The following is a 13,671-nucleotide window of genomic DNA, read 5'->3' as shown; positions in this document are numbered from 1 at the left end:
GGTGCCGTCACCAACCGGCGTTGCTGGTCCGTGCGATCTCCGCCCCGGTGCGGATCCGGCCGAGTTCCGGCGGGGGTTCGGCGATTCCGGGGCCGCCGGCACGCACCCAGCCGGCCAGGGCTTCGGCGCGCTCGACGGTGTTCACGTGGGTGATCCAGGCGGGCCTGGCTCCCGCGTGTCGTGCCTCGGCGGTCGGGTTGACGACGACGACGTTGGAGAGTTCGCATGCCCACAGGCACTCGGTACGCACCAGTTCGGTGTCGGGGCCGCTGTGGTGGGTGAGGATCTCGGCGATGCCGTCGTGATCCACGTCGGGATGTTTGCGGGTGGTGCCACAACAGCAGCCCCGGCACATGCGGATCCGTGGGGTGACGCGCCTCGGCCCTGGCGTCGTCGGGGCTGCTGACGGGGTCACGGGCGGCGCCTGTGCCGGCCACGTGCCGGATCGATCGCGATGGGCTCGGTGTGGGCCTCGTGGTGGTTGCGGTTCGGCGGCTCGGCGAGGACCCGTCGGGTCTTCTCGTCGAGGGCGCTCGTCGCCAGGAGGCAGTGGGCGGCCAGCACGGTCTCGAGCGCGGCGACCCAGTGCTCGTAGTACGACCACGGGACGCCGCCGGTCCCGGTGTTGCCGTTCTCCCAGTCCTGGATGGAGGCGATGAGGGCGTCCTGGAACTGCGACCAGTCGAACTGGAGCGCCTTGTGCGCCGCGACCGCCATCGCGAAGGCCCGGATCTCCCACGGGAACTCGAAGCCCGTCCGGCTCGGGTCGGCGCCCGGCAGGCCGCAGACGAGCTCCTCGATCCGGCGCCGGGACGCACCGAGCGCCTCCGGGGAGGTGTACGGGGCCGGGAGGGTGTCCGCGCCGTTCATGAGGCGACCGCGGCGACGGGACCGACACCGATCATGGAGTCACGGGTGACGAGTTCGGCGAGCCGCTCCTCGGTCCAGCCCTCCGTGCCGCCGGGACGCTGCGGCAGCACCCAGTAGCGCATCTCGCTGCTGGAGTCCCAGACACGCACCTCGACGTCCTCGGGCACCGTGAAGTCGAACGAGTCGTGGAGCACCTTGCGCGGTTCGCGGGTGATGGCGGCGCGGTACTGCGGGTCCTTGTACCAGTTGGGCGGAAGGCCGAGCACCGGCCACGGGTAGCAGGAGCAGAGCGTACAGACGATGATGTTGTGGACGGTGTCGGTGTTCTGCACGACGACCATGTCCTCACCCTGGAGGCCGCTGATGCCGAGTTCCTTGCAGGCCTCGGAGGCGTCCTCGACGAGACGGGCCTTGAACCGCGGATCGCTCCAGGCCTTGGCGACGACCTTGGCGCCCAGCTGCGGGCCGACCTCGTGCTCGTAGATCTCGACCATCCTGTCGATGGCCTGGGTGGTCATGATGCCCTGCTCGATCAGCATGGACTCAAGTGCCTTGACCCGAGCGGCGATCTGCTCCTGGGTCCGGATCCTCGCGCTCACGCGGCTGCTCCTTCGGTGTGGGCGGACACGGGGGTGACGAGTTCGATGTAGGGGTCCCAGACGTCGAAGCAGACGGAGCCGCCCGGCTCGGCGTGCTCGGCGCCCCACAGTTCCTCGTTGGTGAACCGGAGCGTGTAGACGTGCTCCGGGTTCTCGCCGAGGCCGTTCCCGGCGGTGTCGGGATAGATCATCGGACCGTGGTGGAGCACCACCTCGCCGATCGCGCCACGGATGTACCGGGCACGGCGGGTGTGGCCCTTGGGAGCCGAGCGGTCGACCCGGACGATGTCGCCGACCTTGAAGCGGGCCGCCTTGTCCGAGGGCCGCCTGGCCGGGGCGCCGGCCGGAACCACGGCCTCGACGAAGGCGAGCAGCGCCGGGTCGTCGGCGTGCTCCGGAAGCGGGGCATCGGGGTTCGCGAGGTAGTGCTCGGTGCGGCGGTCGAGTTCGGCCATGTCGAGCCTGCCGAGCTTGTCACCGAAGTGTTCGACGGTGTGGACCCAGTGCTCGTAGTACGGCGACTTCAGGTAGACGGCCGGATCGATCAGCTCGATGCCGTGCCGGAACTGGTCGACGCCGAAGAAGCCCGCGCGGAAGCACATGGCGAACATCGGGAAGACGGCCTTCTCCCACTCGGCGCGGAAGACCGGCTCCGCGTCGGGGACGACGACCGGTCCGACGCCGTCGGTGCCGGCGAGGTCGAACACTCCGTTCATGCGGTGAACTCCTTCTTGTCGGGGGCGGTGAGGGTTCCGAGCGTCTGCTCGAAGCTGTGGGCCGCCCGCAGGACGCCGGCGTCGTCGAACCGCTTGCCGATGACCATCAGACCGACGGGCAGGCCGTCGGCCAGGCCGGCCGGGACGGTGCACGCGGGGTGACCGGTCACGTCCAGCGGCGCGGTGTTGGAGAGCATCTCCAGGGCCCGTCCGAGGACTTCCTCGACCGGGGCGTCCGCCGGCGGGATGAGGCTCGCGGTGATGGGCAGCGTCGGCATGACCAGGACGTCGTAGGTGTCGAGCGCGCTGTCGTAGGCGGCGGTCAGGACGCCTTCCAGGTTCCGCGCCTTGGCATAGCCGGCGCCGTAGCCGTTGCGCAGTGCGTAGGTGCCGCCCAGGGCGACCAGCTTGACCGTCTCGGAGAACGCCGAGGGATCGCGGCGCCACCGCTCGCCGAAGAACGCGATCTGCGCCGGGTCGTAGGAGCCCTTCCAGTTCATGCCGTAGGCGTTGCCCTGGACCATCTGCCAGGTCGCGCCCTCGACGGAGATGACATCCCAGAGCGCGGCGCCGTGCTTGTGCCACGGGATCGACACCTCTTCGGCGACGTGCCCCGCCGCCGTCAGCTTCTCGACGGCCCGCCTGACGACCGCGTTGACGCCCGGGTCGGAGTCGGCCTGGTCGAACCCCTCGGTGACGACACCGATGCGCAGGCCCCGCCCGAGGTTCTCCAGCCCGGCGAGATAGTCCGTGCCGGCGACACCGGTGGGCTGGCGGGGGTCCTTGCCGTCCGCACCCGCGATCACCGTCAGCATCGCGGCGGCATCGGCGACGGTCGGCGCGATCGGGCCCAGGTGGTCCAGCGACTGCTCGATGGGGAAGGCCCCGGTGTACGGCACCAGGCCGAAGGTGGGCTTGAAGCCGACGACACCGCAGAACGCGGCCGGGATGCGGATCGACCCGCCCTGGTCACCGCCGAGCGCGAGATCGACCTCACCGGAGGCGACCAGAGCGGCGCTGCCGCTGGACGAGCCGCCGCTCGTACGGTCCCGGTCCCAGGGGTTGCGGACCGGACCGGTCCTGGAGGTGTGCGAGGCCCCGGAGAAACAGAGGTCTTCACACACCGCCTTGCCGGCGATGGTCGCTCCTGCCTGGAGCAGGCGGGTCACGACGGTCGCGTCCACGCCGGGAACGAAGCCGCGCACGGTCTCCGATCCGTTCATCATGGGCACGCCCGCGACCGCCACGTTGTCCTTGACGGCGATACGGCGACCCGACAGCGGGCCGTCGGCGCGTTCGCGCAACTCGGTGGTCACGTACCACGCGCCGAGCGGGTTGCCGACCGGCTCGGACCACTTGCGCACCGGCGCTGTCGGCGCCACATGGCGGTCATACAGCTCGTCGACCACCGCCCAGGAGCCGAGCAGGCCCGATGCCACCGCGTGGTACACGTCCAGGTGCTCCGCGGGAACACCGAGCCGCAACTCGTCCGCCAGGTCCTCGACGGCCCTCCGCGAGGGAAGCTCCATGCCGATCCTCCGATATGTCAGGACTCATTGACGCGTGCGGAGACACCGAGTCAGCACGCCTGCAGCCGTGACGACCGCGCTCCGAAACGCGCGAGCCGAATCTCCGTGACGCCCTCGGGGCAAGGCCGAACGCAGCGGGAAGAGCGGTTCGGATGTGCTTCACTCGGGGTGGCGGGGCATCTCGGCCTCCCGTGCGCGTCGGTGAAATCCCGGACCGTTCCCCTGCGGGTCCGGCGGGTAACCATGACCGTACGAGTCGCCCCGGCGGCGCGCTTGTCACACAGGGACAGCCGCCTTGACCGTCTGTGCCAGCCTCGCCGCGGGTCGCCCCTCCACATCGCCCGGCCCGAAGACCGTGTGTGGGCCTCATCACGCGGCGACAAATTACTAGGACGTCCTACTATCTTTTGAGACGCCACTTGTCTGCCCTGCCGTGAGGACCTCCATGCCTGATCTGCACCGGCCCCAGCACCCGGTCCGCCTGCTCACCGCCTCGGCCCTGTTCGACGGCCATGACGCATCGATCAACATCATGCGGCGCATCTTCCAGACCCAGGGGGCGGAGGTCATCCACCTCGGTCACAACCGATCGGTGCGGGAAGTGGCCGAAGCGGCACTGGAGGAGGACGTCCAGGGAGTGGCCATCTCGTCCTACCAGGGCGGGCACGTGGAGTACTTCGAGTACCTCGTCCAGTCGCTGCGCGAGCGCGGCGCGGACCACATCCGCGTGGTCGGCGGCGGCGGAGGCGTGATCGTGCCCGGCGAGATCGCCCGGCTGCGCGAGAGCGGTGTCACGATCTTCTCCCCCGAGGACGGGCAGCGCATGGGCCTCACGGGAATGGTCAACTCGGTGCTGAAGGACTGCGACTTCGACGTCTGGAACCGTGCGCCGGTCGAGGCCGCGCAGGTCCTCGCAGGTGACCGGCAGGCGATCGCGCGGTCCATCACCGGTGCGGAACTCGGCGCGCTGCCCGCGGACTTCATGGAGAAGCTGCGCGGTGCCGGCACCGGGTCGACGCCGGTGCTCGGCATCACCGGCACCGGCGGCTCCGGCAAGTCCTCCCTGACGGACGAGCTGTTGCGCCGGTTCCGGGTGGACCAGCAGGACAGGCTGAGCATCGCCGTACTCGCGGTCGACCCGACCCGCCGACGAGGCGGCGGCGCCCTGCTGGGCGACCGGATCCGCATGAACTCCCTGGACGGCGACCGGCTCTTCTTCCGCAGTCTCGCCACCCGGGGCAGCCATGAACTGCCCGAGCGCCTGACCGACGTGATCGACGTGGTCAAGGCCGCCGGATTTGACCTGGTGATCCTGGAGACGCCGGGCATCGGTCAGGGCGACGCGGCGATCGTGCCCTTCGTCGACGTCTCCATGTACGTGATGACGCCCGAGTTCGGCGCGGCCTCCCAGCTGGAGAAGATCGACATGCTGGACTTCGCCGACATCGTCGCGATCAACAAGTTCGAGCGGCGCGGCGCGAAGGACGCACTCCGCGATGTGGGCCGCCAACTGGTCCGCAATCGCGAGGCGTTCGACAGGAGGCCGGAGGACATGCCGGTGTTCGGCACCTCCGCCGCGACGTTCAACGACGACGGGGTCACCGCGCTCTACCAGCACCTGCGGTCCGTCCTCGCCGACAAGGGGCTGCCGCTGTCCGAGGGCACGCTGCCCCCCGTCCACCTGCGTCACTCCTCCGGCATCCGGCAGGTCGTCCCGGCTCACCGGGTGCGCTATCTCGCCGAGATCACCGAGACCGTCCGCAGGTACCACACCGAGACCGAGCAACTGGCCGACGCCGCCCGGCGTGTGCAGCGCCTGGACCTGGTCCGCGACGATCTCGCGACAGCCGGCGCCGAGGCGGGCAACGTCGAGGCGCTGCTCCAGGACGCCCGCAGGCAGCTGCCGGGCCAGGTCACCGAGCAGATCGAGGGCTGGCCCGCCGTCGTCGCGTCCTATGCCGGCGACGAGCAGCGGGTGGAGATCCGGGGCAGGGAGATACGCACCCGGCTGACCCGTGAGTCCTTGTCAGGTCACCGCATTCCCCGGGTGGCGCTGCCCGCGTTCACCGACCACGGCGAGCTGGTGCGCTTCTGGCGCCGGGAGAACCTGCCGGGCCACTTCCCTTTCACGGCCGGGGTGTTCCCGTTCAAGCGGGACGGCGAGGACCCGGCGCGGATGTTCGCCGGCGAGGGTGACCCGTTCCGCACCAACCGGCGCTTCAAGCTGCTCTCCGAGGGGCAGCCGGCCACCCGTCTGTCCACCGCGTTCGACTCGGTCACCCTGTACGGCCGTGACCCGGACCAGCGCCCGGACATCTACGGCAAGGTCGGCACCTCCGGCGTCTCGGTGGCGACCCTGGAGGACATGAAGGCGCTCTACGACGGATTCGACCTGGCCGCCCCGACGACGTCGGTGTCGATGACGATCAACGGTCCGGCGCCGGCCGTGCTGGCGTTCTTCCTCAACACCGTCATCGACCAGCGGACCGACGCCTTCCGCACCGCCGAGGGCCGCGGTCCCTCGCCCGCGGAGGCGGCCGAGCTGCACGCACACGCGCTCGCGAACGTGCGCGGCACCGTGCAGGCGGACATCCTCAAGGAGGACCAGGGCCAGAACACCTGCCTGTTCTCCACCGAGTTCTCGCTGCGGATGATGGCCGACATCCAGGAGTGGTTCATCGCGAACGGGGTCCGCAACTTCTACTCGGTGTCCATCTCCGGCTACCACATCGCCGAGGCCGGGGCGAACCCGATCAGCCAGCTCGCCTTCACCCTCGCCAACGGCTTCACCTACGTCGAGGCCTACCTGGCGCGCGGCATGCACATCGACGAGTTCGCACCCAACCTGTCGTTCTTCTTCTCCAACGGCATGGACCCCGAGTACACCGTGCTCGGCCGGGTGGCCCGCCGGATCTGGGCGGTCGCCATGCGGGAGAAGTACGGCGCGGGCGAGCGCTCGCAGAAGCTGAAGTACCACGTGCAGACCTCCGGTCGCTCGCTGCACGCCCAGGAGATGGACTTCAACGACATCCGCACCACCCTGCAGGCTCTCACCGCCATCTACGACAACGCCAACTCGCTGCACACCAACGCCTACGACGAGGCTGTCACCACCCCCTCCGAGGAGTCGGTGCGCCGGGCGCTGGCCATCCAGCTCATCATCAACCGCGAGTGGGGCCTGGCGATGAACGAGAACCCGCTGCAGGGCTCGTTCATCGTCGACCAGCTCACCGACCTGGTAGAGGAGGCCGTCCTGGCCGAGTTCGACCGGATCAGCGAGCGTGGCGGCGTGCTGGGTGCGATGGAGACCGGCTACCAGCGGGGCCGTATCCAGGACGAGTCGATGCTGTACGAGCAGCGCAAGCACGACGGCACCCTGCCCATCATCGGGGTCAACACCTTCCGCCGGCCCGGCGGCGACACCGAGCCCACCGAGCTCGCACTCGCCCGCGCCACCGAGGAGGAGAAGACCTCCCAGCTCGGGCGCGTCCGCGAGTTCCGCACGGCGCACCGTGAAGCGGCCGCGCAGGCCATCGCCCAGCTCAAGGACGCCGCCGTCGGCGACGCGAACGTCTTCGCCGTCCTCATGGAAGCCGCCCGGGTCTGCACCCTCCAGCAGATCACCGAGGCGTTCTTCGAGGTCGGCGGCCAGTACCGGAGAAACGTATGAACCGCCGGCCGGCGCACACCGACGCCGAGGACACGGTGCCGACCGGCACCGGAAGGCGCCCGGTGGCGGATCAGCCGGCTCGTGTCCGTCGCTCGGAGCCGGTCTGTTCGACGCTCCGCGCCACGATCGGAACGCGAACGACAGCGGGTGATCGTCCAGGGGCGGCAGCGCCGATCACCCGCCGATTTCATGGAGGTAAAAGCCACTCGAATGTATTGACCAGCGCTTTCCGGCCTCCTAAGTTGCGATCCACAGGGGAGGTGGAGCCTCGTGTTCGACTACGGGCCCCCGGAAGATCGGCCGGCTACTCCCGACCGGCGACTCCGGATCTGTCTGTTCCCTGACGCGACCGCGGCGGAGCCCGCGACACGGTGGTGCCAGCGGTGAGGGCGACGACGTCCGCGGTGAACGAGCCGGGTGCCGCACAGCCGGAGACGGCCGACACCGGCCGACGCCTCACGGAGATCGTGCGGACCACTTCCCTGGGCACCTGGACCGACGCCATCCGGGACACCTTCGTGGCCCTCGACATCAAGCCGGCCGAGTCCGCGCCCTTCACCGGAACCGTGCGCACCCGGCGGCTGGCGCATCTCCTGGCCGCCGATGTCCTCGCCACGTCCCAGACCTTCGACCGGACCGGCCGACTGGCCTCCCGCCAGCCTCTCGACCTGATGCAGATCGGCATGGTCGTCGCCGGCGAAGGCGAACTCGTCCAGGACGGGCGGACCTGCGCACTGCGCCCCGGAGACTTCGCGATCTACGAAAGCGCCAGGCCGTTCACCTGGCACCTGCGTCCGGAGTGGCATCTTCGCGTCTTCACCTGGCCGCGGGAGTCGATACCGCTCAGCGAGACGCGGTCACAGCAGTTGACCGCGCGAACGGTCCGAGCCGATTCCGCGGTCGGACAACTGATATCGCCCTTGCTGTCGGGCATTCTCACCCACGAACGGGACGTGTCCTCCGGCGGTGCGATCAGGCTGGCCGACGAGATCGCCGAACTGGCGATCACGGCTGCGCTGGAGGAAGGCGACCCGGGCGACCCGGATTCCCGGGCGCAGGAATTCCGCGAGACCATCCTGCGGTACATCGATGCCCACATCGACGACGCCGATCTGACACCTCAGCAGATCGCCCAGGCGTTCTTCATCTCGCCCAGGACCCTGCACCGGCTGTTCGCCCGTTTCGGCGAGACCGTCGCGACCACGATCCGACTGCGCCGACTGCAGGCCTGCCGTCAGGCCATGCTGTCGCCGCAGAACGCCCACCAGCCCCTCACCGACATCGCCTCGCGCTTCGGATTCGCCGACCTGGCTGTCTTCAGCAGGGCCTTCAAGGCGATGTACGGAGTGAGCCCGAGCAGATACCGCGAACTCAACAGATAGGGCACACCCCGCTCACCACGAGGGCGAAGGTCACCAGGCCGAGCGGTTCGCCGCGGGGCGGCATGCGGCCGGGCGTCGGCTTCGGTGGCCGACGAGCCGCATGCCGGCCTCGTGGAGGCGGTCACCGGAAGCCGGACCGAGGTCGTCGAGCCGGTTCAGCTGTCCGCGGTCAGCTCGACGTCGTCGCCCTGGGCGAGCAGCCAGGCCGGGGCCACCTGCGCCGAGGTGGCGCCGACCAAGGTGGCGACCGCCGCGACCTCGTCGACGATGCGCAGGTCGCGCTTGAGGTTCTCCTCGGTGAAGCGGGGGTTGTCCGCCCGCCGGTCGCCCTCGGCATAGTGCTCGGTGGAGCGGATCGTGCCGGTCGGGAAACCGTGGCCGAGCGGTGACCAGGGCACCAGTCCGATGCCCGGCTCGCGCAGTACCGGGCGGGCCTCGGTCGCCGCGTCCCGCGTCCACAGGGAGTACTCCGACTGCAGCGCGGCGGCGGGGTGGACCGCGTGAGCGCGTCGGACGGTGTCCGGGGCCGCCTCGGACAGGCCGATCTGCCGGATCCTGCCCTCGGTGACGAGGTCGGCGACTGCGCCGACGGTCTCCTCGAACGGGATGCCGGGGTCGACGCGGTGCTGGTAGTACAGCCGAGCCGCTTGAGGGATCCCTCCAGCGCGATGCGGAGGTTCTGCGGGCTGCCGTCGATGCGGCCCATCGGGAGGCCGGCCTCCTCGGGCGTCAGCCGGGCCCGCCGGGCGCGCCGGGCCCGCGGGAAGCGCCCCAGCTCGGTGCCACCGGTGCCGCCCCTGCGCTGCTCACGTGCCACGACCCCCGTGTGACGGCGCGCCCCGCGCTGACGCGCCGGGGATCGACGCGCCGTCCGAAGAGATGCCGCTGCCCTTCCTTGGGCGAGCGCTCCCCCGGCCGCGACGTGATCATCCCGATGCCGGGCTCCCGAAGGTCACTCCGGGGTGCCGGAGACGCCGGACACGGGCTGTTGATCGTGGAGTGCGGCCAGCGCGGCGGCGAGCTTGCCCCGGCCGGTGATGCCGAGGCGTGGATAGATGCGGTACAGGTGCGCTCCGACAGTGCGGTGCGAGATGAACAGGCGCTGGCCGATTTCCCGGTTGCTCAGCCCCTGCGACGCGAGCACGGCGATCTGCGTTTCCTGGGCGGACAGTTGCTCGCCGGTGTTCGTGTGCCGTCGACCGCTCGACTCGCCGGTGGCGCGCAGCTGCTCGCGGGCCATCTCGGCCCAGGGCCGTGCGCCGGCCCGGTCGAACTCGTCGCGGGCGAGTCGAAGCGGTTGCCGTGCGTCCACGTTGCGGCGTTGGCGGCGCAACCAGCGGCCCTGGTGCAGATGCAGCCGGGCCCGCGACAGCGTCCAGTCGGGCGGCAGGGCGGTAAGGGCCGCGGCGTAGCGCTCCTCCGCGCTGTCGTCCGGAGCCAGCACCGCGTCGGTGTAGGCGTGAGCCACGACCATCATTTCCGAAGGCAGCCGTCCGGCAAGCTCGGGAAGGTCGGCCAGCAGTTCCCGGGCCTGCTGCACCGTGCCCGCCGCGACCGCGGCGTCCGCCAGGTCCGGTGCGAGCAGCCAGCGGCTCACCGAGTGGTAGTGCGGGTCATCGGGATCGAACGCGCGCGAGAGAACGTCGTATGCCTCCGCCGCGCGGCCGTCGAAGAGAGCGAGCAGGCCATCGGTCTGCTGCGCCATCACGGTGACGAACGGCATTCCCGGAAACAGGCTGTGCACGCGTAGTTCGCGGGTCGTCCGCGCTGCCTGTTCGGTTTCTCCGCGCAGCGCCGCCACCAGACCGGCCGTGGCCTTCAGTCCCAGCCAGACGATCCGTTCCCCGGCGTCCTCGGCCAGCGTGAGCGCCTCGGCGGACTCCTCACGAGCTCGTTCGAGCTGCCCGAGGTACACCTGTGGCCAGCTGGCGGCCAGCGAACGGGCGAGCAGTCCGAGCCGGCCCTGCGACCGCCACGCCGCGGCCGCCAGCGAGAGGTACTGGGCGGCGCGGCCGATGTCGCCGATGACCATGGCGCCGCTACCGAGAAAATGCAGGATCCGGGCGTCGTGACGGTTCGCTCTGACTCCGTCGAGGCGCGCGATCAGGTCCGCCCCGTACCGGTACGGCTCGGAGTACGCCCGCACCGCCAGCACGTGCGGGGCGTCCGGATCCGGATTCCATCGATCCAGTTCTGCCGCGGCCCGAGCACGCACCTGTGCGTCGCCGTCCTGGAAGAAGCATCTCGCGCTGGCACGCCACAACAGGTTCTCCGCGACGTCTCCCGCTCCCTCGTCGAACGCTCCGGCCGCCGCGGTGACCATGTCCTGGATCCAGCGGTGCGGCTCGTCCGGTTCGAATGCGGAGCTGTCGGAGACCACCATGAGGCGAGCCCGCTCCACCCGGCCGAGCGCCCTGGTGTCGATGCGGTTCAGCAGCGTCTGGACGCTGGTGCGGTCATTGATCTCGCTGGACAGTTCGGCCGCCCGGACCAGGATGCCCGTCCGGCGCTGCCCGTCGAGGACGAGGTCGGCCGCCTGACGCAGCGCCGGGACGGCCACCGCCGCCTTCCCCCGGGCCAGCGCCGCATCGGCGAAACGCTCCAGTCTGGCGGCCAGTTCCTCGTCCGGCCCGATGGTGGCCGCTGCCTCGTGGGCGAGTTGACGCTCGGGGGTGTCGTCCATCGCCGATGCGAGGGCACGGTGGGTGGCCAGCCGATCGGCGATCGTGGCGTGGGTGTAGATCGCCGTGCGCATCAGCGGATGGCGGAACTCGGGGGTGTAGCCGACCAGCGTGACCAGATCCGCGTCGACCGCCTCCTGCACCGCGTCGACGGAGACCGCCGAGCCGGCGAGACGACTCGACACGTCCAGCAACAGGTTCAGGGGCGAGGCCGGCTCGGCGGCCAGGACCAGGAGCAGGGTGCGACACTCCCGGCTCACCGACTCGGTACGCGCGGAGAACGCGTCCTCCAGCCGCTGGGTGAGCGGCAGGTCGTCCATCTGCGCGGTCGCGCCCTGCACCGCCTTGGGCAGTTCCACCAGGGCCAGCGGATTGCCCTCGGCGCGCTCAAGGATGAGCGCCCGCAACGGCGCGGGCAGGTCGGGCGCGCCGGCATCGAGCAGTTCGGCGGCGGCCGGCGGGCCGAGCGGCTTCAGCGGGAGGTCCAGGTGCACGTAGGAGTCGGAGTACTGGATCCGGGCGGCAGCGATCACCTGTACGGCGAGGTCGCGGTTACGTCGGGCGACGAACTTGAGCACGTCCCGGCTGGAGGAGTCGATCCACTGAAGGTCGTCGACCAGCAGCAGGAGCGGCTGCCTGCTGGCCGCGTCGGCGAGCAGTTCGAGTACGGCCAGTCCGACCTGGTACATCTCGGGCTCGGTGTCCCCGGCGCTGAACGCGCCGGTCAGCGCCGACCGGTGCGCAGCCGACAGGTCTTCGACACCACCGGCCAGTGGTTGCAGCAGCAGCTGCAGCCCGGCGAACGGCAGCCACTGCTCGGGCTCCACCCCGGATGTGCGGAGCACCCTGAAGCCGCTTTCGACGGCGTCGGCCCCGACCGTGCGCAGCAGTGCCGACTTGCCGACACCAGCGGCGCCGTGCACCAGTAGCGTGCTGCCGTGCCCGGCCGCCGTGTCCGCCAGCAGCTCACGCAGGGTGCGCAGCTCGTCATCCCGCCCGATCACGGCACGCGTGCGGATCCCGCCTTCTGCGGCGCGAAGGCGATCCCACTCATCGGCGCAGCAGGCATCGGGCACGGCACACGGAGCTTCTCTCCATCAGGGGGTTGTACGACCGTCATCGTACCTGTCAGGTGCGCTACCTGATCGGTGGGGCTCGACCATCAGTCGAACGACTTGATGACGGCACAGCGCACGGCGGCGCCCTCCCCTGAGCGTGTCCGACGGCCGACGGCCTTCCGCCGGGTCACCCGGTACGACACCGGCAGCTGCGCCAGGGCCTCGGGCGGGCCGACAGACTCGACGGCATCACGCTTCGCCGGGCAACTGACCGACGAAACTCTCCATGGCCAGAAAGCCCCCTTCTTCTCCATGAGAAACGGCCTCGACGGCGCGTTTCACGAATTCGTCGATCACCACCGCCGATGCGGCCACGACGAACTTTTCGCCGCCCGACCGGAACGACATGTACACCAGCCCATGACCACGGATCTCGGCGGGCCAGATCTGAACATCACCGTGACCGGCGAGCCGCCGTCGGCCGGAAGTCAGCAGTTCGCGCCCGAATTCCCACTCGACCACCATGTCCGTGCCCGCGTTGAACGCCACGAACACCGAATACGGATGCGTGCTGTCGTATCGGAGATCCGTTACGACCGGCAGAGTCTCCTCCCCCTCAAAAAGGGCCACGACCGTGCGGCATGTCACCGGCTCGGGCTCGACGTCCCGCCGCGCGTGGCCACCCTGCCGGTGTCCGCGACCTTGGCGAGCACATCCGGGCTCGTCATCGGTGTCGAAGACCCTCCCGCTCATGATTCGTCCTCTCTCGTCTTCCCTCCACGAGCCTGGGACCGGCTGTGACCTGATGCATCAGTCAAGTGACTACGAGCGGGCAGGCGCGCCGGCATCACGACCTCGCACACATCCAGTTTCAAGTGAAACCGTATCGAATGCACATATGACTGTAATGTGATCCCGTGACCACCCGTGCCCCTCGCATCTCCACCCCCGCCACCGCCTCGCGTGCGACCGACCGCCCGGGGGACACCTCGCCCTTCGCCCTCGGTCTGCTGCTGCGGCGGGCGCACTGGCGTGCGGCGGCGGTGATGACGGAGGCGTTGCGCCCGCTGGGTATCGAGTTGCGGCATTTCGCGGTGCTGATGGTGCTGGTCGACCGGGGGCCCACGGTGCAGCGGGACCTGGCGGCGGCGACGGGGTCGGACAAG

Annotated in this window: 10 protein-coding genes and 1 pseudogene; 3 read left to right on the top strand and 8 right to left on the bottom strand. The window is 70.1% G+C overall.

Translation table 11 applies throughout. From position 1 onward, the window contains the following. Nucleotides 1–7: 7 nt before the first annotated feature. From IEZ11_RS39025 to IEZ11_RS39005, 5 genes are all read right to left on the bottom strand, one after another. Nucleotides 8–310 carry a hypothetical protein gene (locus IEZ11_RS39025; RefSeq protein ID WP_189267769.1) on the bottom strand — a complete coding sequence of 101 codons (303 nt, stop codon included), beginning with the start codon at nucleotides 308–310 and terminating at the stop codon, nucleotides 8–10. A 101-nt stretch (nucleotides 311–411) separates the two neighbouring features. Further along, on the bottom strand, nucleotides 412–870 hold the full coding sequence (locus IEZ11_RS39020) for a nitrile hydratase accessory protein (RefSeq protein WP_189267768.1): 459 nt from the start codon (nucleotides 868–870) through the stop codon (nucleotides 412–414). After that, a complete protein-coding gene (nthA, locus tag IEZ11_RS39015) occupies nucleotides 867–1,469 on the bottom strand; it encodes a nitrile hydratase subunit alpha (RefSeq protein WP_189267767.1) in 603 nt (200 codons plus the stop codon). Before nthA ends, IEZ11_RS39020 begins: the two co-directional genes overlap by 4 nt. After that, entirely contained in the window at nucleotides 1,466–2,185 is a 720-nt protein-coding gene (nthB, locus tag IEZ11_RS39010) for a nitrile hydratase subunit beta (protein WP_189267766.1), read from the bottom strand. Before nthB ends, nthA begins: the two co-directional genes overlap by 4 nt. Further along, nucleotides 2,182–3,714 carry an amidase gene (locus IEZ11_RS39005; RefSeq protein WP_189267765.1) on the bottom strand — a complete coding sequence of 511 codons (1,533 nt, stop codon included), beginning with the start codon at nucleotides 3,712–3,714 and terminating at the stop codon, nucleotides 2,182–2,184. Before IEZ11_RS39005 ends, nthB begins: the two co-directional genes overlap by 4 nt. Nucleotides 3,715–4,159: 445 nt before the next feature. Here IEZ11_RS39005 and icmF point away from each other — a divergent pair, with 445 nt between their 5' ends. Beyond that, complete coding sequence (icmF, locus tag IEZ11_RS39000) at nucleotides 4,160–7,384, top strand: fused isobutyryl-CoA mutase/GTPase IcmF (protein ID WP_189267764.1); 3,225 nt, start codon at nucleotides 4,160–4,162, stop codon at nucleotides 7,382–7,384. Between the two features lie 383 nt (nucleotides 7,385–7,767). Next, nucleotides 7,768–8,766, top strand: coding sequence for a helix-turn-helix domain-containing protein (locus IEZ11_RS38995; protein ID WP_229713628.1), 999 nt, complete (start codon nucleotides 7,768–7,770; stop codon nucleotides 8,764–8,766). Nucleotides 8,767–8,796: 30 nt separating this feature from the next. Here the strand turns inward: IEZ11_RS38995 and IEZ11_RS38990 are convergent. The 3 genes and pseudogenes from IEZ11_RS38990 to IEZ11_RS38980 form a co-directional block, all read right to left on the bottom strand. Beyond that, nucleotides 8,797–9,463 (bottom strand): annotated as a pseudogene (locus tag IEZ11_RS38990) (aldo/keto reductase); the annotation flags it as partial. A 255-nt stretch (nucleotides 9,464–9,718) separates the two neighbouring features. Next, complete coding sequence (locus IEZ11_RS52090; protein WP_189267763.1) at nucleotides 9,719–12,451, bottom strand: ATP-binding protein; 2,733 nt, start codon at nucleotides 12,449–12,451, stop codon at nucleotides 9,719–9,721. Between the two features lie 303 nt (nucleotides 12,452–12,754). Continuing rightward, nucleotides 12,755–13,258 (bottom strand): SsgA family sporulation/cell division regulator, encoded by a 504-nt coding sequence (locus IEZ11_RS38980; protein ID WP_189267762.1) that lies wholly within the window; start codon nucleotides 13,256–13,258, stop codon nucleotides 12,755–12,757. A 164-nt stretch (nucleotides 13,259–13,422) separates the two neighbouring features. Here IEZ11_RS38980 and IEZ11_RS38975 point away from each other — a divergent pair. Next, nucleotides 13,423–13,671: winged helix DNA-binding protein (locus tag IEZ11_RS38975; RefSeq protein WP_505996992.1), on the top strand; the 249-nt coding region annotated here is incomplete at its 3' end.

Source organism: Streptomyces fuscichromogenes, from assembly GCF_014645815.1.
GTDB classification, from domain to species: Bacteria; Actinomycetota; Actinomycetes; order Streptomycetales; family Streptomycetaceae; genus Streptomyces; species Streptomyces fuscichromogenes.
Note: the sequence above shows the minus strand (reverse complement) of the source record. Positions and strands in the feature narration are given on the sequence as shown.